The sequence below is a fragment of the Streptomyces sp. NPDC107765 genome (assembly GCF_055657085.1).
Window position 1 is genome coordinate 107145 of sequence record NZ_JBVKBL010000009.1, and the last position, 23351, is coordinate 130495.

Consider the following 23351-nt stretch of genomic DNA (forward strand, 5'->3'; position numbering starts at 1 on the left):
CCATGCCTCGTCTCCGCCTTCGCGTGATGGCCGCGTTACTGAGCACACTGACCTGCGTAGTGGCGGGCTGCGGGCCCGGCGATGACGGGGCGGGCCACGGCCGGCGGCCACCCGGCGCGCACGTGACGATCAGGGTGCCGGCTGACGCCCCGACGATCTCGGCTGCGGTGTCTCTCGCTCACCCGGGTGACCTGGTGTTGGTCGCGCCGGGCAGGTACCACGAGTCGGTGAAGGTCTCCACGCCTCGGGTCACTCTTCGTGGTGCGTCCCGGGACGAGGTCGTCATCGACGGGCGGTTGCAGCAACCGAACGGCATCGTCGTCACCGCGCCCGGGGTGGCCGTGGAGAACTTGACCGTGAAGAACAACACGCAGAACGGGGTCCTGGTCACCGGTTCGGCGAAAGCGGTCGCCGGACTGCCGGGGCGTTCCGGAGGCTACGACACCGGCGACGAGCCGGTCACCTTCCTGAAGTCGTTCCTGGTCTCCCACGTGACCGCGACCCGCAACGGGCTGTACGGCATCTACGCGTTCTCCGCGCAGAACGGTGTCATCGAGCACTCGTACGCGTCGGGCGGCGCCGACTCGGGCATCTACGTCGGACAGTGCAAGCCCTGTCGCATCGTGGTGCGGGACAACATCGCCGAACTCAACGCGATCGGTTACGAAGGCACCAACGCCGGCGGAGACATGTACGTGGTCGGCAACCGCCTGGTCGGCAACCGGGTCGGCCTGACCACCGACTCCGACCACCAGGAGAAGCTGCTCCCGCAGCAGGGCGCCGTCATCGCGGGCAATCTGATCGCTGCCAACCAGCAGAGGGCCACCCCGGAGCAGGCCGACGGCGGGTGGGGGACCGGCATCGGCATCGACGGCGGCAGCGACAACCAGTTCATCCGCAACCGCATCGCCGGCAACAGCAGTGCCGGGCTGGTGATCACCGCAACCGCCGACCTGCCTCCGCTCGGCAACCAGATCGTGGACAACACGTTCACCGGCAACGGCGTCGACGTCGGCTGGACGTTCCCCACCGCCACGCGCGGACGGGGCAACTGCCTGCGCGGCAACGACCTGCGCACCACGGTGCCCGCCCGGCTCGCGACCACCGCGTCCTGCCCGCTTCCGGCCAGGTCGCCCTCGCCGGCCGGCAGGTGGACGATGCCGACCGCGCCCGGTGGCATCCCGTTCACCGAGGTCGCGGCGCCGGAGCCACAGCCGCAGTTCCCCCACGCCACCACTACGGGCGCCACCGCTGTCCCGGCCGTCCCGGCCCTGCCGAAGACGGCAGGCATCCCGCTGCCGTCAGCGTCCTTGCTCGCCGCGAACGCGCGGGTGCAGACGTCCTGATCAGCGGCTACCGGTCGGGGTGACTCCGGGTACCGGCTTGACCGGAACGTACCTCTGGGTGTCGAAGTCGATGACCACCGGCTGGGACTCGGAAGCCACGCTGACGCGGACCCGGTACATGGTGCCGTCCGAGCCGACCCAATAGCGCACGTTGCCCGCCGTACCGGAGCGCCCAGGGGAGGCCGGCCCGGTCATGACGTCCACCTGATGCCCGTTGACCTGGTCCCGTCCCCGCCAGGCGGCGCCGTTCTGCGGCAGCAGTTGGGCGTTGTCCGGCCGGTCGCTGCCGAGCCTGAGCGCGATGGTCAGCGAACTGTCCAGGGCGCTGCCGGACGACTGCAGCGGACGGCTGAACCAGGCCGAGCGGGGCGGCGACGCGGGTGCGTGCGCCGGGGCGTTCGCCATCGGGTGGACGGACACCGAGGTGGCCGTCCACGCGATGAGCCCGTCGCTGGATGTGTCGCGCCCGGTGCCGTGCACCACGCCGTAACCGACCTTGCCTCGGTAGTCGACGGACCCGGTGACGATCAGCCCGCCGGCGGTGCCCGGCACAGTGATCCGCACCGCGCGGCCGTGCGCCTCGTAGTTGCGGAACCGCGTGATCGCCAGCCGGTTCGCCTCATCCGAACTCAGCGCGCGCGGACCGCTGGAGCCGGAGCCGCCGCCTGCGAGAAGGAACGCGGCCACCGCGGCCACCGCGACGGCCGCTGCGCCGATGACGGCTGCCGCCCAGCGCGGCCGGAGCCATCGGCGCCGGTCAGCCGCACGGCCTGGTGGGGCTGGTGGGATTCTCGCGCTCCGCACGCGGCTCGACGCTGACACTCTTCTCCTTCACCCTCTCGATCACCACACTGCTCGGCCGCCGTGCGGTCGCGCGGCACTCGGCAGTCCCGTGACAGACGACGCCAAGGCCGGCCCTCGTGGACCGGCCGAGGCGTGATCTGCCCGACCGCGCCTTCGCGACCGCGGGCAGGCAGATCACTGTTCACCGTTGTTCGGTTCGTTCAGTGTTTCTGGGCGCGACGCTTCCGGCCCATGAACGCGATGACCAGGCCCACACCCACCAGCAGACCGACCAGCGCGATCATCTCCGGCAGCCCGGACATACCGGTGTGCGCCAGCGAACCCGAGCCCCCACCGGCCGGGGGGGCCGGGTTGGCGGGCGGTGCGGGTGACGGCGGCGTAGAGGCCGGTGGCGAGGTCGGGCTCGGCGTCGGGGTGCCGGTCGGGGTTGGTGTCGGAGTCGGGGTCGGTGTTGCCTTCGGGATGTACACCCCGGCGTCGATGGTGTGGTTGACGCCGCCCGGCTTGTCCGGTGCCGTGACAGGCGCGTAGCCGTTGCACAACCGCCCGGTGGTCGGCGGGGTGACATTGGAGTCGTGCGCACGGTTGGCACCGGCTCGCGGGAGCGTGAATCGCAGCGCGCTTGCCGGGGGTTGGCCAGGCACCTTGCTGGTGTCCGCGGTACACACGTCGAACTGCACCGTGTACTTCGCACCTGGTGTGAGCTGGTACGCGGCGCCGACACCGCCGAAGTAGTACTCGCCGGCGGCATCGGTCTTCGTCGTGGCGACCTGTTTGCCGTCCGCGTCCAGCAGGTTGATCGTCGCCCCGGGCAGCAGCACGTGCCCCGGGTCCTGGATCCCGTTGTGGTCGCCGTCGAACCACACGACGTTGCCGATCTGGATCGGCGCGTTCGCTGCCGCGTACGCGATGTCACCGAGCCCGCCGGCCTTGCCGAACCCGCCTTGTTCCCGACTGACGAACTGGAACCCGTTGGCGGTCGGGTTGTTGCCCGGGCCCTCACCGGTCGTGATGTTGTGGTAGCCGGTCCCTGAGGTCGCGACGTTGACGACCGGGTCGAATTCCGTGCTGACGACCCACTGCTGCTGGGGGATATAGGCCACCGATCCCAGGGCGGTCTCCTGGTGTGCGCCGGCGAAGGAGTCGCCCGGGAAGTATTCGACGACATCGGCGGCCTGGCCGCCGCTGTTGGCGGGGGTGGCGTGGTTGGGGCAGCTCCCGGTGCCTTCCCACTGGTATTCACCGGTGGAAGTGGCGCAGACCATGGTGATGTCACCACCGGACATGGCGGTTTCCGCCGTGTCGTTCCCCGGGCGGGGGTCCAGCCCTCCCCAACTGAGCACGTCCATGAACCGGTCACGGAAACCCAGGATCATCGAGCCGTCGCGGGCGAAGGCGAGAGAAGCCAGCTCCGGCTGCGGATCGATGAAGTTGTTGCTGTTGGGGGCCGTCTTCCGGTCGTCCCACGTGTCCAGGCCGGTGTTCCACGGGTTCCAGTGGGTGGCCTTGTCGCCGGCACCGAAGACGCTGCCGCGTTGGTCCGTGAGCGGGTGGTTCAGCACCGTGGTGAACCGCTTGCCGTCGTAGGCGGAGACGAAGGCTTTCAGGTCCGCGCGCCGCTGCGTACTCTCCGCGCTGCACACGCCGCCGACGTACAGCGTGTTGTTGTGGACCTGGAGACCGAACGGCCGCCAGTCGTCGGGGCTCGCGCACCCCGGGTCCGGGATCCGGACCGTCGACTTGGGTGCCGAGGCGGTGGCCCCTGTCGCGTCGAAGCTCACCAGGCTGCGGGTTCGCAGGTTCACCGCGTACAGCGTGGAGCCGTCCTCCGACAGGGCCAGGCCGCCGATGCTCTCCTTGCCCGGCGCGTCGGTGAACCCGGGATCCTTGATCAGGTTGGCGGTGTCGTGCCGCGTCACCGCGGCGTCCGGCACCCGCGCGAACAGCTCCGGCGCACCCGAGCCGTTGACCGGCACCGTGTAGATAGCGCCGGCGCCCTTCGGCCCGTAGGGGGCGTACCGGCGGGCGAACGCACCCTGGAACAGCCGGCTGCGGTAGGTGTCGTACGCCAACCCGAACGTCGTGCCCACCTGGGCCTGCGTGGCCAGCGTGTCCGGGCACGACACATCGGTGGGACACGTGCCTCGGGCCTTCGTCCCGAAGGCCACCAACGCCCGGGTGTCGGATGCGTTGGCGCCGTTGTGGACAGGGACGAAATACCGGGAGTCCGGCAGCGCGTAGTCGGCCGGATCCCACACCCCCGTCACCACCGAGGCGTTCTTTCCGTCCGACACATCCACGAACGACGTGAAGCTGTGGAAGTGGTTCTCCGCCGTCGAGGCGGGCGCCGCACGCAGATAGTTGCGGTACGGCGCCGGAATGCTGACGTCGATGCGGTACTGGCCGCCGTTCAGCACGGTCGACCCCGACACCACGACCTTTCCGGTGGTATCCGTGACGCCGGTGACGTGGTGCCCAGCGGGGTCGGAGATCTCCACCTTCATGCCCCGCTGTGGGACGTCCATCGTTGCGTTGATCACGCCGGTGCCGAAGAAGTCGCGCAGCACCTCAACTGTCAGCGTGCCGTCGGCGGTCGAAGCGGCAGCCGGTCCAGCCGTTGCTCCCACCGCCCCGCCTGCCAGCAAAAGAACGGATAACCCCACGCGCGCCAGCGGCTCCACACGCCTCCGGGCCGACCGGCGAGGGTCTCTATCGACTCGGTTCATGGCATCACACTCCTCACTTTTCTTGTCAGGAAAACGAAGCCCCCGCTTCTCGCTGCACGTCCCTTCATGGCCCCGGACGCGGACGCCGGCGCGAACGCCACGGAAAAGAAAGAGGGCCCACGCTGGTGCGTGGACCGCTTTGTGGTGATCGCGTGATCGTTTGAGATATTGCGGGCGAGTGGTAAGCGTCGCAGGCCAGGGAAAGCGAACGCACGTTCAGAGCCTGGGGCAGGGCGGCGCCGGGTTGCATGTCCTTGCAACTCCATCACGGTGCCCTCGCCCCCCACCGCCTACCTCACCGACCGCCATCGCGAGCAGCGGGCGATATTTTATCCACTGGAGTCTCGCCAACACCAGCGGAATTCCTGGAATCCCCTCGGGATCCGCGATAGTCCCCGAGTGCCCAGAGAATGGCGACCGGAAGAATGTGCGACAGTGACGTGATGGCCGGATCCGGTCGCGTTGGGTGCCTGATGCCGGAATGACGCGGGGGAACGTGCCCGTGAGACAAGGACGTTGGGTAGTCGAGACCGACGTTGGTGAACATGTGGTTGCCGAGGACCATGAGAACTGAGTCGACTGGCCTATGACTAAACCGGTTTCGAGGACACATTCGAGAACACACTGAACTCCTCGGTCGGTTGCAGTCATCAGGCTGGTTCGCTGGAGCTCTACGCGGCGGAATCGAAGTAGGACGGCTTTCGATATCAAGCGGTCGCGGTCACGCTGGCTTCGGTCCTGCACCGGCACGCTGTGGAGGACGGGCGGGAGTCGGCCGTGGCGATGCTTCGCGCCGACTGGGCGGGCCCGCCGTCCTGTCGGAAGCCGCGGGGCCAGGAGTACGACGTGAGGCGGGCCCACACCGCGCTGGTGGGGCCCGCCTCATCGGGTCGGACGGCGTGTTCAGGACTGCTGTCCGCCGAACTCGCCGTAGATGTCGGCGAGGAAGGTCGACAGGTGGGTGAACTCGATCTGGTCGTGCAGCACGAGTTCGTAGGCGAGGCCCAGTGCCCCGTGGCGGGCCTTGTCGTCCGCCGGGGCGGGGCCCTGGTCGAATATGTAGCGGCTGCGCAGCTCGAAACCGTCAGCGGTGTCCCGCACCAGGTGGATCATGCAGCCGTTCTGGATGTGGCCGCAGGCGTGGGCGCGGTAGCCGGCCTCGGCGAAGCGGCTGGTGTCCATGCCGAGTTCGGACGGGTCCACGAATTCGACCCACAGCTCGGCGCGGTGCGGGCCGATGTACTCGACGATCTCGTGCCGGCTGCCGATGTAGCGCTCGGCGTCGGTGAGGCCGGGCCGGGTGAGCGCGGACCGGTCGCGGGGCCCGGACTGCAGGTGGTTGTAGGGGTACCACAGGGAGTACCGCTCCGGCTCCACGGAGTGCCACCAGAACCACCAGGTGAACATCTCCGGGGAGCAGCCGGGGAAGCGGGTCAGGCTGGCGACGTAGGGATGGCCGGCCTCGGTGAGGCCGAAGCCGGTCTCACCCGGCAGGTAGCCGGGTTCGAGCAGTTTGTTGAGGTCGGCGGGGGCCGAGGAGAGCGTGGCTTCGGGGCTCATGGGCTCCTTGAGGAACGGCAGGACCTCGTCGTGGAGCCACAGGTCACCGTTGAAGTACTTGGCGTAGGGCTTGTCCTTGATCCGTTCGGCGTTGTAGCGGAACAGGTCCTGGGTGGGGACCGGGTAGTACGTCACGGGAAGCACGGTGATCGCCTTTCGGAGGGGCTGGTTCCGTGGTGTCGAGTGGTTGGCGCGAGGTCGGTGGCCCAGGCGGATGACTGCGGCATTGCCGACGTATTGGCCGGCGACGATGCCGAGCGGTCCGCACAGCGCCACCCAGGGCGGGGCCGGGGTGGCCACACCCATGAGCCGGTAGAGAAGCCCGGCCAGCACGCCGGTGCCGGAAGGGACGAGAGCGCGGGCGGGGGCGCGGCTCATGCGACCGCTCCGGAGCACCCGTAGCCGAGCAGCATGCCCGCCAGGCCGACGAGTCCGATCAGCGGCGGCGCGGGCGAGCACACCCTGAGCACGGCGTATCCCACCGGCGACCGCTCCGGCTGCCAGTGCCTGGAGGTAAGGCAGCATCGTTCGTCCCTCATTTCCGACTCCGCGCGGGCTCCGGCCGCTTCCGACCTCCCGAACCTAACATGAACGTGAATTTATATTCACCTCTGGGGGGTGCGACAATCTCTCCGTGAGTACGCGCAACGCACCCCGCCCCCCGCAGCAGCAGCGCAGCCGCGCCGCGATGGAACGCATCCTGAATGCCACACAGGAGCTGGTGGCCGAACGCGGCGCCGCGGCGGTGACCGTTGCGGACGTCGCGGCCCGGGCCGCAGTGGCGGTCGGCACGGTCTACCAGCGCTTCGCCGGCCGGGACGCACTGCTCGAAGCGGCGCAGACCCGCTGGCTGGACCAGCTCATCGGCGGCGAGCAGGCCAATCGGGCGTCCGTCAGTGAAGAGTCCGCAGACTTTGAGGACCTTGTCACCCGCTACATCAGACGGGTCATCCTGACGTTCCGTCAGAATACCCCGCTCATCCGGGAGTTCATGCTCCGCGTCACTCTCCAGCCGAACCACGGCGAGGCGGTCCTGAGCAAGCTCCAGGAAGTCTTCACCGGGCTGTGTGATGCACTCATGGCCCACCCGGACCGGCCGGCCCATGCCGACCGGGATCGGATTGCGTTCGTGCTGCGGGCGGCGCAGGCCATGCTTGAGTGGCGGGTGACCGCCCCCGAGGAGGTGGCCTCGGACAACGGCTGGGACACGCTCAACGAGGAGCTGCCGCGGATGGCCCTGAGCTATCTGCGGGACACATCCCGCTGACGCCACCTCGGCGACGCGTGTGAGTGGCCCGCGTTTGCCGGAAGGGCCTCTGCCTCACACCTGGCTTCTCCGGCCCGCGGTCGCGTAGGGGCGAGCCGCCGGCAGGCAGGTGGCGGCTGGGACGTCCTTGGTGGCGTGTGCGGCGTGGGCGAGCATTTCCCGGTGCAGGGAATTCTCCGCTGCGGCCAGGTGCCGCTGTCGCAGCTCGTGCAGCAGAAGCAGTCCGGCCGGTAAGCCGCGCACAGGAGCCGTCACCGCTCCTCGGCGGGGAGTCCGACGACGCAGGCGGCGCAGTCGGTGCCTTCCGCGACGTCTCGTTGGCGCCCTCCCGACGAGTGCGCCGAGGTACGGAGCGAGGGGCGGTCCGCACCGCGCGCGTCCCGGCGTCAAAGATCACCATCGAGCTCCACCGTCGTCGCCACCCGCGTCAGGGCGGGCTTACGGGGCACCGAAGCGAAGCCGAAGCGCACGGGTGGGTGGACAGGTGCCATGTCGCCGAGGTCGGCACCGTCGAAGACCGCCGTAACCTGTTCGATCGGCCGTAGATCCCGCGCTGCGTACCATTCGAGGCGGCCGGCTCCGGCGCTGCCCCGGGCCCGGACGCCGGCCAGCAGCACGCGGGCGGGCAGGTCGGTCAGCGCACCCCATGCCGGACGGCTGGCGAGTACGTTCGGCACGGCGTGCAGCAGGAGCCCGAAAAGCCCTCGCCGACCGGTGGTGAAGCGGAGGCCGAGCGGCCCCGCGGTGAGGTTCCACATGTCGTCGGTGACGCTCACGGTGACCGGCGCGACGCTGACCGCGTCGAAGGTGTAGGTGCCGCCGATGAAATCTGCTGTGGCGGCGGTGGGCGCGACCAGCAACCGGTCTCCGTTCGCCCGCTCGATCATCACATCGCTGAACGGCCCGAACGGCGACCGCTCCCAGTGTCCCAGCACGATGCGCGTCCCCGACGAGGTGCCGGTGCCCGGGATCCATCCATCGAAGCGCAGCCGGATGCGCCTCCGTCCGGCTGTGTGGTGCATCCGGTTCCTCCTCCCGCTCCGATACGGAGTGTCCTGCGGAAAGGCGGACCGTGGCGTCAGGAAGGGCGCCCGGGCCCGTCCTGTCTGGCCGGCCGGAAATTCCCGGTCACAGGTCACAGGTCACAAGTCACATGGCCGTGAGATTCCGAGCCGCACCTGTCTGACTCCTTCCGAGAAGTGCACCAAGGGTTCACCGGCGGGCGCGGGGAGACCGGCCGAGGTGGTCAGCGTCTCCTCAAGCTCGTCGACAGCGGCGTTCGCCAGCGGCCAGGGCTCGTGCTCGACGGGCGTCTCCCACAGCAGCCCGAACCGTCGGGTGTAAGCCCGCCGGCGCGAGGTCAGCCAGACGTCCCGCTCCGTCGGCCTGAGGATCGGATCACCGGGACGGACGCGCAGGCGGTAGGAGGGCTCGACGGGCCGCCTGGTGCCCGTGTACGCAATGGCCTCCGCCTCCGCAGAAACGCTCAGCGTGCCGAGGTCGTAGGGCGCGCCCATCGCACGAGCCGCCAGCATCAGCGGGTACGACACCTGGAGGGACAGGAACCAGAGCCCATCGCGCCCGTTCCGGTGCCGGACGTAGGTCCGCAGATCGGTCTCCGCGAACGTCGGTCCGGGCACGGCGGCGGGCACCCCGCCAGGGTGCACCTGGGCCATCAGGGAGGGAGTCAGGCTCACCCACGCCGCCCCCTCATACTCGTCCACCACCAGTTCCTCGGGCAGCCGCGCCTGCACCTGCTCCGGGCGGAAGGGCCAGTGGACGAACGCCTGAGACATCCAACCGGCCCGCAGCGCGGGAATGCGCACGCGCTGCTCCGCTTCACGCGCGACCACGGCGGGTCCTCGCACAGGGCGGGCGAAACGGTGCCCTTCGGGTCGTTCCGAGCCTCATCCGGTCACCTGGGGCGCTCGGCAGCAGGGGCTGCCGCGACGACTTACGTGGAGACGCCTTCACGGCGGGGCCATGCGGCGCATGAGCTGCACGGCAGCCGGTGCATGGTCAGTGGCACATCGAGGCATTTTCCCGACATTTCCTTAGCCGAAACGGGCGTAGGTGACGCCCCGGTCCGGATCACGCTGCACGTGTCGGGGCCTCTGTCGCTCGTTCTGGACATCGTGATGCTCGGCTGCACGTACGGGCTCACTCGCCTGTCCGTCGGCCGGGTACTGCGCCCGGTGCGCACCATGACCGACCAGGCAACGACCGACCAGGCCACCCAAGGGAGCGCCGTGGGCTCCGATCAGCGCTTCGGCGTGGCGGATCACCAATCGGCCGAACTCGCCCGCCTGGGCGCCCCGTTGGACGCCGAGACCTGCGCGAGTCACGAGGTGATCGCCGGACGTCGCGCCGACCCCGGCGACGGGCACGACGGCGCGGGCCTGGGGCTACCGCTCGCGCGACACCTGGCCCGCGCCGTCGGCGGCGAGGTGTCCTACGGCCCCGGGCACGCACCCGGGGCCGGGTTCACCGTCAGCCTGCCTGCTGGGTGAACGGTTCCTTCTCTACAGCCCGCGGGCGGCAGTCCGGCGCTCCTTCACCTGGGCGGAGGCCATCAAGCCGAACAGCACGACGAGCAGAACGGCGGACGACCCCGCGGTACCGAGATCCAGGCCGCCCTTGGCGACCGGCTTGGTCAGGAAGTCGCCCGCGGTGGCGCCGAGCGGGCGGGTGAGGACGAAGGCGATCCAGAACAGCAGCACGTTCGGCACCGCGGGCACCTTCATCAGCGCCACGAGCACGGCGAGCACCCCGGTCACGAGCAGCGCGCCGCCGGCGTAGCCGAGGCCGGAGCTGTCGGACAGGAAATCGCCCATGGACGTGCCGAGGGTGTTCGACACGAGGATCGCCGACCAGAACAGTGCCTCGCCCTTGAAGGTGACGATGTCGCGGATCTGGAACGTCATGCCGCTCAGCTTCCAGGCAAGGAAGATCGCCAGGAGGATCGAAATCAGGATCGCCGCTCCGGCGGGGTAGCCGAGGCCGAGGCCCTGCGGGCCCCACCCCAGCTTCGCCGCGCCGTTCGAGAGGTACTTCGCGCTGGCGTCGCGGTTCATGAAGTCGGACATCGTGGTGCCGGCCATGCTGGTCGACAGGATCACGGTCCAGTAGAAGAACGGGTGGTAGCGGCTGGATCGCAGCTGGACCACGAGCGTCACCACGAAGATCAGGAACAGCGCGATCGTGGTGAGGAAGTAGCCCAGCTTCAGTGTCTGCGCGAAGAGGTCGCCCGCCGTCTCGCCCAAGGTCGTTGCGGCGATCTTCATGATCCAGAAGGCCAGCGTGACTTCGGGCAGCTTCTTCATCACCGACTTGGTCGTGCTCGACGTGCTCGATGTGCTCGCCACGTCGAGGTCCGTGAGGACCTCCGATGTCTCCAACTCAACGTCTCCTGTTCGGTGGAACGACAGGGCGCCCGCCCCCGGTCCGGGACGAGCGCCCTGTGAGATGAGTCGACCGCGGACGGCGGCCGAGATCATCGACCGTGGCACAGAGAGCCTGAACGCATCCTGAACAGGGACCGGTCGGCTGGTCAGGCCGCGTGTCGGGTGCTCCCTTCCGGCTCGGTGACGTCCTTGCGCGTCACCGCCAGGTACACGACCAGACCGAGGATGACCGCCAAGAACACCACACTGGTGATCACGGTGCCCAGGCCCAGGCCGCCGTCCCCGCTCGGCTGGGAGAGGTAGTCGCCGATGGACGCGCCGAGCGGCCGGGTCAGGATGTAGGCGATCCAGAAGCTCCACACCGCGTCCAGGCCGAGGGCGAAGTGTGCGATGGCCACGGCGGCGATGGCTGCCGCGAACAGGACCGCAGACAGCCAGTACCCGAGGTCCATGCGCTCGGAGACCAGGTCACCGGCGGCGGTGCCGAGCGCGAAGGTGAACAGCACCGCCAGCCAGTAGAAGGACTCGCGGGGCGTGGTGTCGATGTGGTGGATGGACAGCGTCCGCTCGCGCCGGTACCAGACCACGAACACCACCGCGAGGACGATGGCGAAGACCGTCGCACTCGTCTCCAGCGGCACGCCCATGTTGTCGGTGAGGTTGTCGCTGATCAGCGTGCCGACGACGCTGATCAAGGCCACGGCGAGCCAGTACACGCCCGCCCGGTACGCACTCGTACGGAACTGCACCACCAACACCACGGCCAGCAGCGCGCTCATCAGCACCGACACACCGGTCAGGCCGAGCCCGGCCTTCTCGTTCAGCAGGTCGGCCGCGGTCTCCCCGACCGTCGTGCACAGCACCTTGATGATCCAGAAGTAGACGGTGACTTCGGGCACCTTGTTCCAGTGCAGGCGGTGTCGCGCAGGAGCGGCGGACCCACCCGCCTCGGTGAGCGTAGATGCCTGGGACGTTTCGTAGGTCATGGACAGCGACCGTGCCACCGGAGGCCTGAATACATCCTGACTGCCGCACGGCACCGCGCGCATCACCCATCGCCAGGTGCGCTCGGCGAGTGACTGTGACCTGTTCTTCACGGTTCGGACTGGACGGGGGCCGAGGCATGGGAAGAGCTGCCGTGCACACAGGCAGCTTCTCCTACGATGTCGCCATGACGGTCTCCGGGGAGCAGCCGCTGATACGTGTCTTGTACGACGAGTCCCGCACTGACCTGCGGGATCCGGCTCGTCCGCGTCCCGTCCGTCTCTACCTGTGGGAGCCGGACCGTCCGCCGGCTCTCCCCGCCCCGCTGGTTGTCGTCTCGCACGGCACCGGCGGTTCGGGCAGCAGTATGGAGTGGCTGACGGGACCTCTGCGCGAGGCAGGCTTCCGAGTCGTGGCCCTGGACCACCACGGCAACAACTTCATCGACGGCTACGAGCCGGAAGGCTTCCTGCACGTGTGGGAACGGCCCCGAGACGTTTCCTTCGCCCTCGACGCGCTCGCCCGTGAGCAGCCCCTCGGCCCGGTCGGAGTGGCGGGTTTCTCCCTGGGCGGCTATACGGCGGTGGCACTTGCCGGTGCGCGTGTCGATCCGCAGATCCTGTGGGCGGTGATGACGGGGGCGGTGCCTTTGCCGGAGATTCCCGAGTTCCCCGGCGCGCTGGAGGCACTGCGGAAGAAGCACCCGCTGGACGAGTCGTCGCCACATGCACTGGACGCCGCCGGGGCAGACCTCACGGACGCCCGAGTGCGCGCGGTCTTCCAAGTGGCCCCCGGAGTCGGCAGTCTCGTGACCCGAGAGAGCCTCCGAACGCGACCCCGTCCTGCTCCGCGACGGCACCTACGACGGCTGCGCCCTCATCACCCCTTTGGCCGGGGGGGGGGCCGGCCCTGTTGGCCACCGCCGCGGCCCGACCTCCTCGGCCCTGCGGGAGCTGCTCGACGAAGCCCTCGCACACGCCCTCGGAACGTAAAGGGAAAGGCGCTGTGGCACGAGCAGCGCGGCCTCAGCCCGGTGATCGGGTTGGTCAGGACGGCTCAGACGCCCTGATCGCGCCAGTCAGGACGAGATCCTTTCACCATGACCGGTCCCTACCGGTCGGCCATGGGGCGGCCGGACGCGAAGGCGAGGATGTCGTGCACTGCTGCCCGCAGGCTGTTGAAGTGGCGGTGCACCCCGCTCGCCGCCACAGGGGTGTTGACGCCCCACACCGTCATCCCGGCACGCAGGCCGGCCTGCACCCCGGAGGGGGCGTCCTCGATGACCAGGCAATCCTCCGGTTTGACGCCAAGCCGCGCGGCGGCCTGCAGATACGGCACCGGCGACGGCTTGCCTTCCTCAACGGCGGCCGCATCTACCAGGACCTCCGGCACCGGCAAACCCGTCCGCGCGAAACGTCCACGCACCCGGTGCTCGTAGTTCGAGGTCACCAGTGCCCAGGCCCCCGGCCGCAGATCATTCAGCAACTCCGCCGCGCCGTCGAAGGCCGTATAGGAGCCGGAACGAACGTCCTCGTCCTCCAACTCGTGCAGTGCGGCCAGGCACTCTCGGGGGTCCTTGTCCGGAGCAACCTGCGCGAAGGTCTCCATCGGCCTCGTCCGCAGCGCCACTTGGTAGACCTCGTCGGGGTCCAGTCCGCAACGCTGTGCCCACGTTCGCCAGACCAGGCGCTGATTGTCTACGGCATCGATCAACGTGCCATCGACATCGAACAGTACATACCTCATGGCACCGGAACTGCCGGTTTCACCGATCACGCCTCGATCATGCCATCCAGCCCTGAGCAGGCAGCTTGCTGGACAAAGCTTGAAGCGTGAGATTTATCCAACGCGCCGTGGTGTGGTGCCCACCTTGTGAGGGGTGGGTCGGTCCGCTGTATGCCTGGCCGGTGGAGAGGACTCGATCCACCCGGCGCGGCGGGTAGCCGGGTGGCGGTTCTTCGATCCGGGCGGTCGCCCCGGGCGGGGTGCCACTCCTCCGCTGGGCCGCGTCTCCACGTCCAGGCGGATGACGGTGCCCTCGATGACGGGCAGCGGTCCGTCGTGGTCGAGCCAGGCCACCCGCTATGTCAGCCGCGGATGCAGCCGGCCCCATGCCTGGGCGGTGGCCTTCCCATAGAGGCGTGTGTCCGTGGTCGTGACAGCCTGTTCTGTGCCCCAAGTGGGCGGGGTCGCCGAAGACGAATTCGCCGCCGTGCTGGGGCGGCCCGCCGCCCTTGGGGTCGTAGACGCGCGGTGGTGTCGGCCGTCGCATCACCCGGCCCGAGCGAAGGCGGCTGAGGATCTGCATCGGCAAGCCGGCCAGGAGGTGGGCGATGCGGGGTGCGTCGTATCCGGCGTCCAGCACCACCAGGATCTCCGCGCTACCGTCCTTCCACTGGCCGGATGCGACGAGCCGCTCGACGACTTCGCAGATCCGTGCGGTGGTCACGGCGCGCCATCGGCGCCGGGCTCCAGCCGGACGGCATCCGGCACTGCCGTCCAGGACATGCGGCCGGTCTCCAGCGCGGCCACGACTGAGTACGGCCAGACAGGGGACATCCGACGCTCGTTCTGATTCTGATCCGGCCGTAGGTATGGCCGAAGGAACTGTCCTGGCAGGATGCGGTGTCCGGCCGCAGCTCGAGTGAGACGTCCACCGCCAGGACCAACCAACGTCCGAACTGGTCCGTCCGTGCGCAACAGCGCGTCGCACAGCTCGACAGCGCGTAGCCCGGGGCAGTCAGACACGCGTACAACTCCGTCCGGAAGCATGGCACTTTCGCGACCGCTTCCCGCAGGAGGCCCTGATGTACCGGACTCACGAGCCACGGCCTTCGTGCTGTTCCTGTGCCTTGCGACGATGCAAAGGGTCAGACGAAGGCCAGCTTCACGTCCGCTGAACTGTATAAACAACGGTCAAGTTCGAGGCGCGTCGACGTCGGACGATCGCGACGCTACTCAGACACCCCCTCAACAAGAAGAAGCCGCCGTTCCAGGGCTGTATTCCGGACCTCAAGCGCGTCCGCATACTCAGAAGACGTGTACCACTCCTTGGCCCGGTCTGCATCCGGGAACTCGACGATGACCACTCGCTGCGACGAGGGCCAGGTGCCCTCCAAGGCTTCGGGTACAGCACCGCGGACGATATAGCGACCGCCGTAGCGACGGATGGAAGCCTCCGCCAATGCCCGGTAGGCGTCAGCGTGTTCCTCGTCCAGCACCTCAACCTCAGAAATCACGTAAGCAGGCATGTCAGCCATGCTGCCAGGTGCGTCAACCAGCGAATCCGGCTAGCAGCAGGGTGTGTAGCAAGCGCCCATAGCTATGGCAGAACGAGCCTGTTCAAGCCCGAGGCGCTGTGGGACGCCGACCTTAAATGGCAAGTGAAGAGCGACGCTCGATGGCTGCTCGACGGCCGTTCCCGGGCGAGACGTCGTGCTGTCCTCGCGTTCTCAGACCTGGCCTGTCTCGTCTGTTGTGTGGAGAAGCAACGGGAACAGCCGGGTGATGAGAGCCACCGGGCGGGCGCCATCAGGTCGGGCCAGGGGGCGTTGCTCGCGGTCTTGGTAGGGGGCGAGCGTCCGTCGGATGGCGTCCGCGACCCGGTTCATCTCCTCGGGCGTCAGGTAGGCGACAGCGCTGAATGCCTCATCGTGGCGCCATTCGATCGGCGCTTGGTCGCGCTGGGCGAGCCATCGCTGCCAGCTCTGGTCCTCCAGCCCTCGGGCCAAGTCGCCGAAGTGCTTCTCCTCGGGTGCACCAGCGGAGGGGTTGCGCTGCCTCAGGCGCCAAGGGCGTGCACGCCCCCCGCGGCGAGGAGCTTCCTCGATGTGTCCGTGGCGCGCGAGCTGCCGAAGGTGAAACGAGCAGAGCCCAGAGCTGTAGCCAAGTCGGGTGGCGGCTTCGGTCGCCGTGACGGTACCGACTTCGGCCAGCAGGTCCAGCAGGGCCGTGCGGACCTCGTGCTCACGCAGTTCGTCGCTGGCGTCACGTTTCTGGCCGGGCTGAGGGCGAAGGTCATCTCCAGTCACTTTGCAAACTCTGCTACTTTGCAAAGGAGTTGGCAAGTGTTCTTGCTGGGGGCATCAGGACGCAGCGCCTTTCACGGTGTGTGCGCGCAGAAGGGGAGACAGCAATGCCTGTTCGTCACGATCGTTCCCGTCCCATAGACCGGCGAGTCCGTGTGCAGGGCCAACCCGTCGACTCGTATCCCGTTCTGCCGCCGGAGGCGGAACGGGGTTCGGTGCGGCGGGTCACGGTGGTGGGTGAGGAGATCCTTAGCCGTCCGTGCCGGGAGGTGACGGAGTTCGGAACTGCGGAGTTGTCGGCGTTAATCGACGACATGTTCCTGACTATGTATGTGGCCGAAGGTGCCGGCCTGGCAGCCAACCAAGTAGGCGTCGGTCTGAGGCTGTTCGTGTATGACTGCCCGGACGACAATGGGATTCGGCATGTCGGTCACCTCCTCAACCCGGTTGTGGATCTGCCCGATCCCGGGAGCCGCCGCCTCGTTGACGAATTCGAGGGCTGCCTGTCCGTGCCCGGTGCCGCTATGGAGGTACCTCGTACCGATCGTGCCATCGCTCGCGGGTTCGACATGGAGGGCAACCCTCTCGTCATCGAGGCGACGGGATACTTCGCCCGGTGCCTGCAGCACGAGGCCGATCACCTCGTCGGCCACACGTATCTTGACCGGCTCTCCAAGCGGGACCGCAAGGACGCGTTGCGGCAGATGGAAGACCGCCGTGAGGATGTCTTCGCCCAACGCGCCAGCAGGACTGCCAGTCTGGGGCGGTGAGACGCCTGGTGGCATCGGCCACTGTCCTCCCGGAAGGCGTGGGAAAGCGCGCACGCCTTCCGGCAGCCCCGTTGAGAGCGTCCGACCAGGCTCTCGCGCCCTTGGGTGCACTTTTCGATGCAGCGGGGAAGATCAGCAGCCGCTCGCCGTCAGCGGAAGTGGAGGGAGCCTGGTCCGTCGCTCATGCCGGGGTGGTTGCTGAAGTGGGGCTCCTTTGCGCCCGGTGCCAGGGAGAAGTGGGTGCCTGTGTATCCGGCGTGCTGGTAGAAGGTGACCGTGCGCTTGCCCGGGTTGGTGGCGGAGCCGCTGCCGTCCCAGTCGTGGGCCCGCAGATTTGCCACGTTGTGGGTGATGCCCACGGACCTGCCCTTGAAGTGGGGCTGTTCGTAGAGCTTGACCTTCGCCTCGCGGGGCTTGAGCGTGCCGGCGGCCTCCTGGGAGTTGTCGGCGAAGGCCGGTAGGGAGGCGCCGAGCGTGAGTGCAGCGGCGACGCCCGCAACTATGTGGCTGATGCGCATGATGTGCCTCTTTCGATGTCTGTCGTGCGATGTGTTTCGGGGGCGGTGATGTTGTGGGGCTCGCGGGCGGCCGGGGGATGCCGCGGCCGGGACGTGGCCCCCTGCCTCAGCCGCCCTCGCGCTTCAGGACGCTGCGGGCGGCTGCCAGCCAGCGGTCCTTGCGGACCTTTGCCTCGTACAGGCGGTCGGTGTTCTGTCGGATCAGGCGGTGTTGGATGCGGGTCTCGGCCGCTGTCCATACCTTCACCAGATTCGCCGACTTCTGGCAGGCCACGTCGGCGCGGGCGGTGGCGCGTTCGACGGGGGTGGGGTCGGCCGTTTTCCAGCGCTCGTTGCCGGCGGCGGCATAGGGGTCCGGGTAGTCGAAGCCTGCCTTCGCCATGCATGCGTGCCATGTGTGCAGGGCGTCACGTACTTCGGGGGTCCGCCGGGAGGTTTCCAGGGCGGTGCCGGTCAGTTGGTTGAAGGCGTGGTCGTCGGGTGGGGCGGTGTCGCCGACGAGTTGGCGTTGGGCGGCCTTGAGGCAGCCGCCCTGGCCGGAGGCCCCGTAGGCCGCGCGCTGCACCTCGGCGGGGAGCGCGTCGCGCTCGTCCCAGGCACGGTTGCGCCGTACGACCGACGGCGGGTCGGGGCTCGGGTGGTACCCGTAGCGGACGGCTGTGGCCTTGTCGGCGCCGTATCGTCGGAGGTTCGGCGGCTTGGTGTCCTGGGGGTCCACCGGCGGCAGGGTCTTCCACTCCATGCCCAGGTCGTTCATGCACCGGTGCATGAGGATGTCCTGTGCGTCTTCCACGATATGGGTCTCGGCCACGGTGGATACATAGGCGTCCAGCGGCAGCCGGAGCTGCCCGGCCTGCCGGAACGCAGGCGGGGAGTGCGGGGCGGGCGTGGGCTCGTGTTCCGCGGCTGTGCAGGCGGTGGTGGCCAGGAGCAGCAGTGCGAGCGCGGTGGCGGCCCGGGCGCGGGAGGGCGACATGGTTGCCTCTCGTCGTGCGGTGCGCGGTGAGTCGGGTTCGGTGGCAGGTGGGGTGGGGTGCGGTCCCCCGTGGCCGCACCCCGCCCGTCAGTGTTCGTTCCCGAACGGACCTGCCGTCAGCTGAACTCGATGGAGCTCGTGGCGTCACTCATGTTCGAGTGGTGGCCGAAGTGGGCCTCATTGTGGTGCGGCTTCAGGGAGAAGCTGGCACCCGTGTAGCCGGCGTCCTGGTAGAACGTGACCGTGCGGTTGCCCAGGTTCTTGGCGGAGCTGATGGTGTCGTTCCAGCCGTCCTTCTTCAGGTTCCGCATGTTCTCGGTGAAGGTCGTGTTCCGGTTCTTGAACTTGGCGTCCTGGTAGACCTTGACCTTCGTGACACGGCCCTTGGCCGCGGCGCTGTCCGCGTGGGCATCGGCGGAGGCAGGCAGCGCGGCACCGAGCGTGAGTGCGGCAGCGGCGGTGCCCGCCGCGACGATGTGACGAATACGCATGAGGTTCCCCTCGGGTCAGTTCTCAGGTGGGACACCTGAGAGGGGTGATGTGGTGGCCGGTTCTGGTGCTCGTGCCTGACCGGCACTTCGTACGCTAAGAGCTCCCGTGCGCTGGAGGTTCAAGTAGCTGTGAGCGAGACCACATGGACCATCGGGCAGCTGGCGGCCCGCACCGGGCTGCCGGTGAAGACGGTCCGGTACTACTCCGACGTCGGCCTGTTGCCCGTCGCTGAGCGAAGCGCCGGGGGCCACCGCCGCTACCGGCCGGAGGCGCTGGAACAACTGCACCTGGTCCAGCGGCTGCGCGCGCTGGACACCCCGATCTCCACCCTCACCCAGCTGGCTTCCGGCGAACGCAGCCTCGGCGACCTCATCGCCGACGAGATGGGCTTGGTGCGGAGCCGATTAACCGAACTCCACTGGCGCCAAGCCACCCTGGAGGCACTGGACAACTGCTCCGCACATGAGCGGCTCCGCCGTCTGGAGGTGTTGTCCCGGGTTCAGCGTCTGCCGGAAGCCCAAGACCGGCTCGCACGGGCATGGGGGCAGACGATTCCCGCCTCCGTGCCGGCGCGCCTTGCCGAGGCCATTACCGCGCAGGCCGTTCCGGATCCTCCGGAGAATCCCACCGCCGAGGTGGTCCTGGCCTACGCCGAGCTGCACACACTCACCAGGCACCAGGACTTCCCCGTCTACTGGGCCTGCCCCAACGTGCGCGACAAGGCGTCGCTGTACTCGGAACTCCTCGATACCTCCGAGCTCGCCGCCGACACAGTCGCCGACGGCCTGCCAGCCCAGCCCGGAGAGGTCCTGGACCACTTCTCCCGAGCCTGCGCCCGCTCCCGTGGCGAGGACGACACCCCCGGATTCCGCGCCTTCATGGGTGCGCAGCTGCGCAGCACCATCCCCCTCTTTCGCCGGTACTGGCACCACGTCGCCACGATCTCGGCCGCTCAGCGACCCAATCTGGGGGTCACGCATTGCTGGCTGGTCGAAGCCCTCGCTTCGCGGGAACGAGCCGCGCTGGCGCCGGCGCGATAACGCCCCTCCACCAAGGGCCTCAAGGGGTGGGGCATTCCCGCTAGGACCTGCCGGTGCCGCCCGCCCGTTGCAGATGGCCAACTGGCAAACCACAACGCTCAGTCACGTCGCTTATGAGTGCGCGCCTTGGTTGGCCAGGGTGCGCGTCGCGGAGCGAGCAGGAGCGTGCGGCAGAATTCCGCTGTGATGTCCATGGGGATCCTGGCCGGCTTGGAAGCGGGTATGGCAGAGCTGTCCACGCCGATGCGGGTGTACGTGGCGGCCGGGCGGTTCGCCGAGCCGGAACCCGACCTGCCCGAGCTGGCGGCTCAGGTTCGCGCGCTGCTGGCCGTGGTCGCGGTGGACGAGGCATGGCGGCGCTTCCTGCCCGGGTACGTCCCGCCGTCCCTCCGGGAGATCTGCGCTGCTCTGGAACCGGTGGAGAGGGATGAGGCCGCCGCGTTTCTGGCTCAGGTCGCGGCCGTCGACCTGGTCTGGCCGGGCCACCGGCACCTGCCCGCCGAGGCCGCCGAGCGCGCGGCGGACCGGGTCGTGTCTCTGCTCGGGCCGGAGGCCAGCTGGTGGACCAATCACGACGCCGGATGCGGCGCAGTGAACGGACTCACCCCGCTGTTCGACAGCCTGCTCGCCGGGACGGACGGTGAGCACTACGCGCTGGCCCTGCAGATCGCCGACGACTGAGCGACCTGCCCGGTTCGAGTGCTCACGCGTAGCTCCGCATGCGGACACAACGGCGTTCCCGACAAGGATGCGGCATGCCTGCTCACCGACACCGCGGCGCACTCTTCTCCGTTCGCCGGGCCCTGCTTGGCCGCCGCCGGAACCGCGGCCGACTCGTGAGAGCCGTACCGCTCGCCCTGTCTCATCCCACCCTCCGAACCGGCTGAGCGCCTACGTGGCCAGACTGGCTGACTGCGATGCACAGTCACACCGGCGCTCATGACGGAGCGCCCCAGGTGGCTGTTGAGCGCTTCGGTTGGCCAACGCGTCGCTCAGCGGCACGGTGCGGCGACGGGCCGGCACCGCTTCGGGGAATGCCGGCTGTCGGCGGGGCTGTCGGTGATCCATGGGCGAGGTGTCGGTGGCTGCTGGAACCGTGGGTGTCGAGTTGCCCAGCGGGGCAGTCGCATCGTCCGTCAACGCAAGGGAGCCCCGTCGTCATGGTGTCCACGCCCTCCGCCTCACCCTGGGATGTCCGACGGCTGCCGCGTGCCGATGGCCGCGTCTTCCTGGTCACCGGCGGCAACGCCGGTATCGGGTACTTCGTTGCGGAGCAGCTGTCGGCAACCGGAGCGACCGTCGTGCTCGGCAGCCGGGATCCCGCGAAGGCCGAGATCGCCATGGTCTCGATCCGTGGGCGTGTCCCTGGCGCGCGGTTGCGGGCCGTGCGGCTGGACCTCGTCGACCTCTCGTCGCTCGCCACAGCGGTGGAATCTCTGAACGTGGAATGCCTCGATGCGGTGGTCCACAACGCCGGTGTCGCGCTCGATGACCCGCCGCGCAGGGAGACCGGGGACGGTCACGAGCTCATGTTCGGCACGAACCACCTCGGGCACTTCGCGTTGACCCAACGGCTGATGCCGCTGCTGTCGGCTGCGCCGGCGGCTCGCGTGGTGACCATGGGCAGCTTCGCGGCGAAGTCCGAGCGGCTCGACCTGGACGACCTGCAGTCCCGGAAGGACTACCGGCCCAAGCGCACCTACGGACGCTCCAAGCTGGCGCAGATGTACTGCGGCATCGAACTCGACCGCCGCCTGCGCGCTGCGGGCAGCACGGTGGCGAGCATGGTGGTCCATCCCGGCGGCGCGTTGGATTCCCTCACCCCGTCACGGCCGCCGGTCCATGTGCGCACCACCGGCGCACGGCTGAGCGCGGTACCGGCGGCCCTCCTCGTCCAGGGCAAGCACGCCGGCGCATGGCCCGCGGTCCGGGCGGTGCTCGACCCTGGGGTGCGTGGCGGCCAGCTGTGGGGACCGCGCGTCTTCGGCCTGCGCGGCGAGCCCCGACGTGAACCGGTGTGGGACCACCTCGCCGACACCTCCGTCGCGACGCGGTTGTGGGACGCGAGCTGTGATCTGACCGGCGCCGACCTTGGCACTATCGTCGGATAGCCTCCGGTCGATGAGGCCGGCATGGTCGAGCCGGAGCATGACCGCCTCGTGCAGCCGACGAAGCAGGGCGGCAACGCGCGCCATGCACAGCCGCTGACCAGCACTGTTGGGGCTCTCTGGAATTCTCCACCAGCGCTCACACCCCGAGTGCCGGCTCGGCCTCAGTCCTGCTGGGACGTGCGAAGGACGGAACGGGCGGAGGACTGCAACGGGGAAGACAGCCCGGCCCGGTGTGTCGTCTGTCCGGTCCGCGCAATGGGCATATGGAAGTCACGCCCCACGTAACCTCTTCCTGTGTCAGCTTCCCTCCCGCATCGCGTCGCCGTCCTCGTGCTTGAGGGGGCGAAGCCGCTCGATGTCGGAATTCCCGCGCAGGTCTTCACGACCCGCGCGAGCATGCCGTACGAGGTGCGGGTGTGCGGTGCCACACCCGGCCTCGTGACCGGCGGCGATGGCCTCGCGTACTACGTCGCCCACGGCCTCGACGCGCTTGCCTGGGCCGACATCGTCTTCGTCCCCGGCTACCGGTTTCCGGACCGTGACGACCCGCCGCAGGCCGTCGTCGACGCCCTGATCACCGCCCATGCGCGGGGCGCGCGGCTCGCCGCCATCTCCACGGGCGCCTTCGCGCTGGCCGCCACAGGCCTGCTCGACGGCAGGCGCGCCACGACGCACTGGCACTACACGCGGGCACTCGTGACCAGACACCCGCTCGTCCAGGTCGACGAGAACGTGCTGTTCGTCGACGAGGGCAGTGTGCTCACCTCGGCCGGCGCCGCCTCCGGGATCGACCTGTGCCTGCACATCCTGCGCGGCGACCTCGGCGTGGCCGCGTCCAACCACGCGGCCCGCCGCCTGGTCGCGGCCCCCTACCGCAGTGGCGGCCAGGCCCAGTACGTGCCGCGCAGCGTCCCCGAGCCGCTCGGCGAGCGCTTCGGCGCCACCCGAGAGTGGGCGCTGCACCGGCTCGGCGAGCCCCTCACCCTCGACATGCTGGCGCGGCAGGCGGGGGTCTCGCCGCGCACGGTCTCCCGGCGCTTCGTCGAGGAGACCGGCTACACGCCGATGCAGTGGGTGATGCGCGCCCGCATCGACCTGGCCCGTGAACTGCTGGAGCGCTCGCAGCGGAGCGTCGAGCAGATCGCCGCCGATGTCGGGCTCGGCACCGGCGCCAATCTGCGGCTGCACTTCCAGCGCATCCTCGGCACCACCCCGAGCGAGTACCGGCGCACCTTCACCCGGGGTGAATAGCCCCGCCGCCCGGCACCGGGTGGCGGGATCCTTTTGAACCGTGGCGATCCCGCCACTGTCAGCGGCGCCGGCCG

General features: G+C 69.0%; 25 protein-coding genes. 9 read left to right on the plus strand and 16 right to left on the minus strand.

Annotated features, from left to right (window positions below; translation table 11 throughout):
• Window positions 1–2: 2 nt before the first annotated feature.
• Window positions 3–1346: a right-handed parallel beta-helix repeat-containing protein gene (locus ACZ7MX_RS22625; protein WP_472134745.1), complete on the plus strand. Its 1344-nt coding sequence runs from the start codon at window positions 3–5 to the stop codon at window positions 1344–1346.
• Here the strand turns inward: ACZ7MX_RS22625 and ACZ7MX_RS22630 are convergent, their stop codons facing one another.
• From ACZ7MX_RS22630 to ACZ7MX_RS22645, 4 genes are all read right to left on the minus strand, one after another.
• Window positions 1347–2033 carry a hypothetical protein gene (locus ACZ7MX_RS22630; RefSeq protein ID WP_472134747.1) on the minus strand — a complete coding sequence of 229 codons (687 nt, stop codon included), beginning with the start codon at window positions 2031–2033 and terminating at the stop codon, window positions 1347–1349. It lies immediately after the preceding gene.
• Window positions 2034–2350: 317 nt separating this feature from the next.
• Window positions 2351–4777: an SdrD B-like domain-containing protein gene (locus tag ACZ7MX_RS22635; protein WP_472134749.1), complete on the minus strand. Its 2427-nt coding sequence runs from the start codon at window positions 4775–4777 to the stop codon at window positions 2351–2353.
• A gap of 1002 nt (window positions 4778–5779) precedes the next feature.
• Entirely contained in the window at window positions 5780–6814 is a 1035-nt protein-coding gene (locus ACZ7MX_RS22640; protein ID WP_472134751.1) for a DAPG hydrolase family protein, read from the minus strand.
• Complete coding sequence (locus ACZ7MX_RS22645) at window positions 6811–6975, minus strand: DUF1427 family protein (protein ID WP_472134753.1); 165 nt, start codon at window positions 6973–6975, stop codon at window positions 6811–6813. The genes ACZ7MX_RS22640 and ACZ7MX_RS22645 overlap by 4 nt, the downstream gene beginning before the upstream one ends.
• A gap of 95 nt (window positions 6976–7070) precedes the next feature.
• On the opposite strand from ACZ7MX_RS22645, the gene ACZ7MX_RS22650 reads away from it, so the two are divergent.
• A complete protein-coding gene (locus ACZ7MX_RS22650; RefSeq protein ID WP_472134754.1) occupies window positions 7071–7703 on the plus strand; it encodes a TetR family transcriptional regulator in 633 nt (210 codons plus the stop codon).
• A gap of 54 nt (window positions 7704–7757) precedes the next feature.
• Here the strand turns inward: ACZ7MX_RS22650 and ACZ7MX_RS22655 are convergent, their stop codons facing one another.
• From ACZ7MX_RS22655 to ACZ7MX_RS22665, 3 genes are all read right to left on the minus strand, one after another.
• Complete coding sequence (locus ACZ7MX_RS22655; RefSeq protein WP_472134756.1) at window positions 7758–7958, minus strand: hypothetical protein; 201 nt, start codon at window positions 7956–7958, stop codon at window positions 7758–7760.
• Between the two features lie 131 nt (window positions 7959–8089).
• Entirely contained in the window at window positions 8090–8725 is a 636-nt protein-coding gene (locus tag ACZ7MX_RS22660) for a hypothetical protein (RefSeq protein ID WP_472134758.1), read from the minus strand.
• Window positions 8726–8845: 120 nt separating this feature from the next.
• A complete protein-coding gene (locus tag ACZ7MX_RS22665) occupies window positions 8846–9556 on the minus strand; it encodes a YqjF family protein (RefSeq protein WP_472134760.1) in 711 nt (236 codons plus the stop codon).
• A 249-nt stretch (window positions 9557–9805) separates the two neighbouring features.
• On the opposite strand from ACZ7MX_RS22665, the gene ACZ7MX_RS22670 reads away from it, so the two are divergent.
• Window positions 9806–10213: a hypothetical protein gene (locus tag ACZ7MX_RS22670; RefSeq protein ID WP_472134762.1), complete on the plus strand. Its 408-nt coding sequence runs from the start codon at window positions 9806–9808 to the stop codon at window positions 10211–10213.
• Between the two features lie 12 nt (window positions 10214–10225).
• Here the strand turns inward: ACZ7MX_RS22670 and ACZ7MX_RS22675 are convergent, their stop codons facing one another.
• Together ACZ7MX_RS22675 and ACZ7MX_RS22680 are read right to left on the minus strand one after the other, a co-directional pair.
• Window positions 10226–11026, minus strand: a complete 801-nt coding sequence (locus ACZ7MX_RS22675) for a COG4705 family protein (protein WP_472134764.1) — start codon at window positions 11024–11026, stop codon at window positions 10226–10228.
• A gap of 227 nt (window positions 11027–11253) precedes the next feature.
• Window positions 11254–12093, minus strand: a complete 840-nt coding sequence (locus ACZ7MX_RS22680; protein WP_472134766.1) for a COG4705 family protein — start codon at window positions 12091–12093, stop codon at window positions 11254–11256.
• A 185-nt stretch (window positions 12094–12278) separates the two neighbouring features.
• Between ACZ7MX_RS22680 and ACZ7MX_RS22685 the strand changes: the two genes are divergently transcribed.
• Window positions 12279–13160, plus strand: a complete 882-nt coding sequence (locus ACZ7MX_RS22685) for an alpha/beta hydrolase family protein (RefSeq protein WP_472134768.1) — start codon at window positions 12279–12281, stop codon at window positions 13158–13160.
• A gap of 41 nt (window positions 13161–13201) precedes the next feature.
• On the opposite strand, the gene ACZ7MX_RS22690 is transcribed toward ACZ7MX_RS22685, so the two are convergent.
• The 4 genes from ACZ7MX_RS22690 to ACZ7MX_RS22705 all read right to left on the minus strand — a co-directional run bounded on the left by ACZ7MX_RS22690 (window position 13202) and on the right by ACZ7MX_RS22705 (window position 16122).
• Window positions 13202–13837, minus strand: coding sequence for an HAD family hydrolase (locus ACZ7MX_RS22690; protein ID WP_472135089.1), 636 nt, complete (start codon window positions 13835–13837; stop codon window positions 13202–13204).
• 37 nt (window positions 13838–13874) lie between these two features.
• A complete protein-coding gene (locus ACZ7MX_RS22695) occupies window positions 13875–14540 on the minus strand; it encodes a transposase (protein WP_472134770.1) in 666 nt (221 codons plus the stop codon).
• Between the two features lie 505 nt (window positions 14541–15045).
• Window positions 15046–15342 (minus strand): DUF1330 domain-containing protein, encoded by a 297-nt coding sequence (locus ACZ7MX_RS22700; RefSeq protein ID WP_472134772.1) that lies wholly within the window; start codon window positions 15340–15342, stop codon window positions 15046–15048.
• Window positions 15343–15543: 201 nt separating this feature from the next.
• Entirely contained in the window at window positions 15544–16122 is a 579-nt protein-coding gene (locus ACZ7MX_RS22705) for a winged helix-turn-helix domain-containing protein (RefSeq protein ID WP_472134774.1), read from the minus strand.
• A 104-nt stretch (window positions 16123–16226) separates the two neighbouring features.
• Here ACZ7MX_RS22705 and def point away from each other — a divergent pair, with 104 nt between their 5' ends.
• Window positions 16227–16889, plus strand: coding sequence for a peptide deformylase (gene def, locus ACZ7MX_RS22710; RefSeq protein ID WP_472134776.1), 663 nt, complete (start codon window positions 16227–16229; stop codon window positions 16887–16889).
• Window positions 16890–17038: 149 nt separating this feature from the next.
• On the opposite strand, the gene ACZ7MX_RS22715 is transcribed toward def, so the two are convergent.
• The 3 genes from ACZ7MX_RS22715 to ACZ7MX_RS22725 form a co-directional block, all read right to left on the minus strand.
• The gene (locus tag ACZ7MX_RS22715) at window positions 17039–17407 is read right to left on the minus strand and encodes a beta/gamma crystallin-related protein (RefSeq protein WP_472134778.1); all 369 of its coding nucleotides are present in this window, start codon (window positions 17405–17407) and stop codon (window positions 17039–17041) included.
• Between the two features lie 106 nt (window positions 17408–17513).
• A complete protein-coding gene (locus tag ACZ7MX_RS22720; protein WP_472134780.1) occupies window positions 17514–18383 on the minus strand; it encodes a hypothetical protein in 870 nt (289 codons plus the stop codon).
• Between the two features lie 116 nt (window positions 18384–18499).
• Complete coding sequence (locus tag ACZ7MX_RS22725; protein ID WP_472134782.1) at window positions 18500–18874, minus strand: peptidase inhibitor family I36 protein; 375 nt, start codon at window positions 18872–18874, stop codon at window positions 18500–18502.
• 129 nt (window positions 18875–19003) lie between these two features.
• Here ACZ7MX_RS22725 and ACZ7MX_RS22730 point away from each other — a divergent pair, with 129 nt between their 5' ends.
• From ACZ7MX_RS22730 to ACZ7MX_RS22745, 4 genes are all read left to right on the plus strand, one after another.
• Window positions 19004–19915: a MerR family transcriptional regulator gene (locus ACZ7MX_RS22730; RefSeq protein ID WP_472134784.1), complete on the plus strand. Its 912-nt coding sequence runs from the start codon at window positions 19004–19006 to the stop codon at window positions 19913–19915.
• Window positions 19916–20137: 222 nt separating this feature from the next.
• The gene (locus ACZ7MX_RS22735) at window positions 20138–20596 is read left to right on the plus strand and encodes a hypothetical protein (protein WP_472134786.1); all 459 of its coding nucleotides are present in this window, start codon (window positions 20138–20140) and stop codon (window positions 20594–20596) included.
• A 479-nt stretch (window positions 20597–21075) separates the two neighbouring features.
• Window positions 21076–22026 (plus strand): SDR family NAD(P)-dependent oxidoreductase, encoded by a 951-nt coding sequence (locus ACZ7MX_RS22740; protein ID WP_472134788.1) that lies wholly within the window; start codon window positions 21076–21078, stop codon window positions 22024–22026.
• A gap of 294 nt (window positions 22027–22320) precedes the next feature.
• On the plus strand, window positions 22321–23277 hold the full coding sequence (locus tag ACZ7MX_RS22745; RefSeq protein WP_472134790.1) for a GlxA family transcriptional regulator: 957 nt from the start codon (window positions 22321–22323) through the stop codon (window positions 23275–23277).
• Window positions 23278–23351 lie beyond the last annotated feature (74 nt).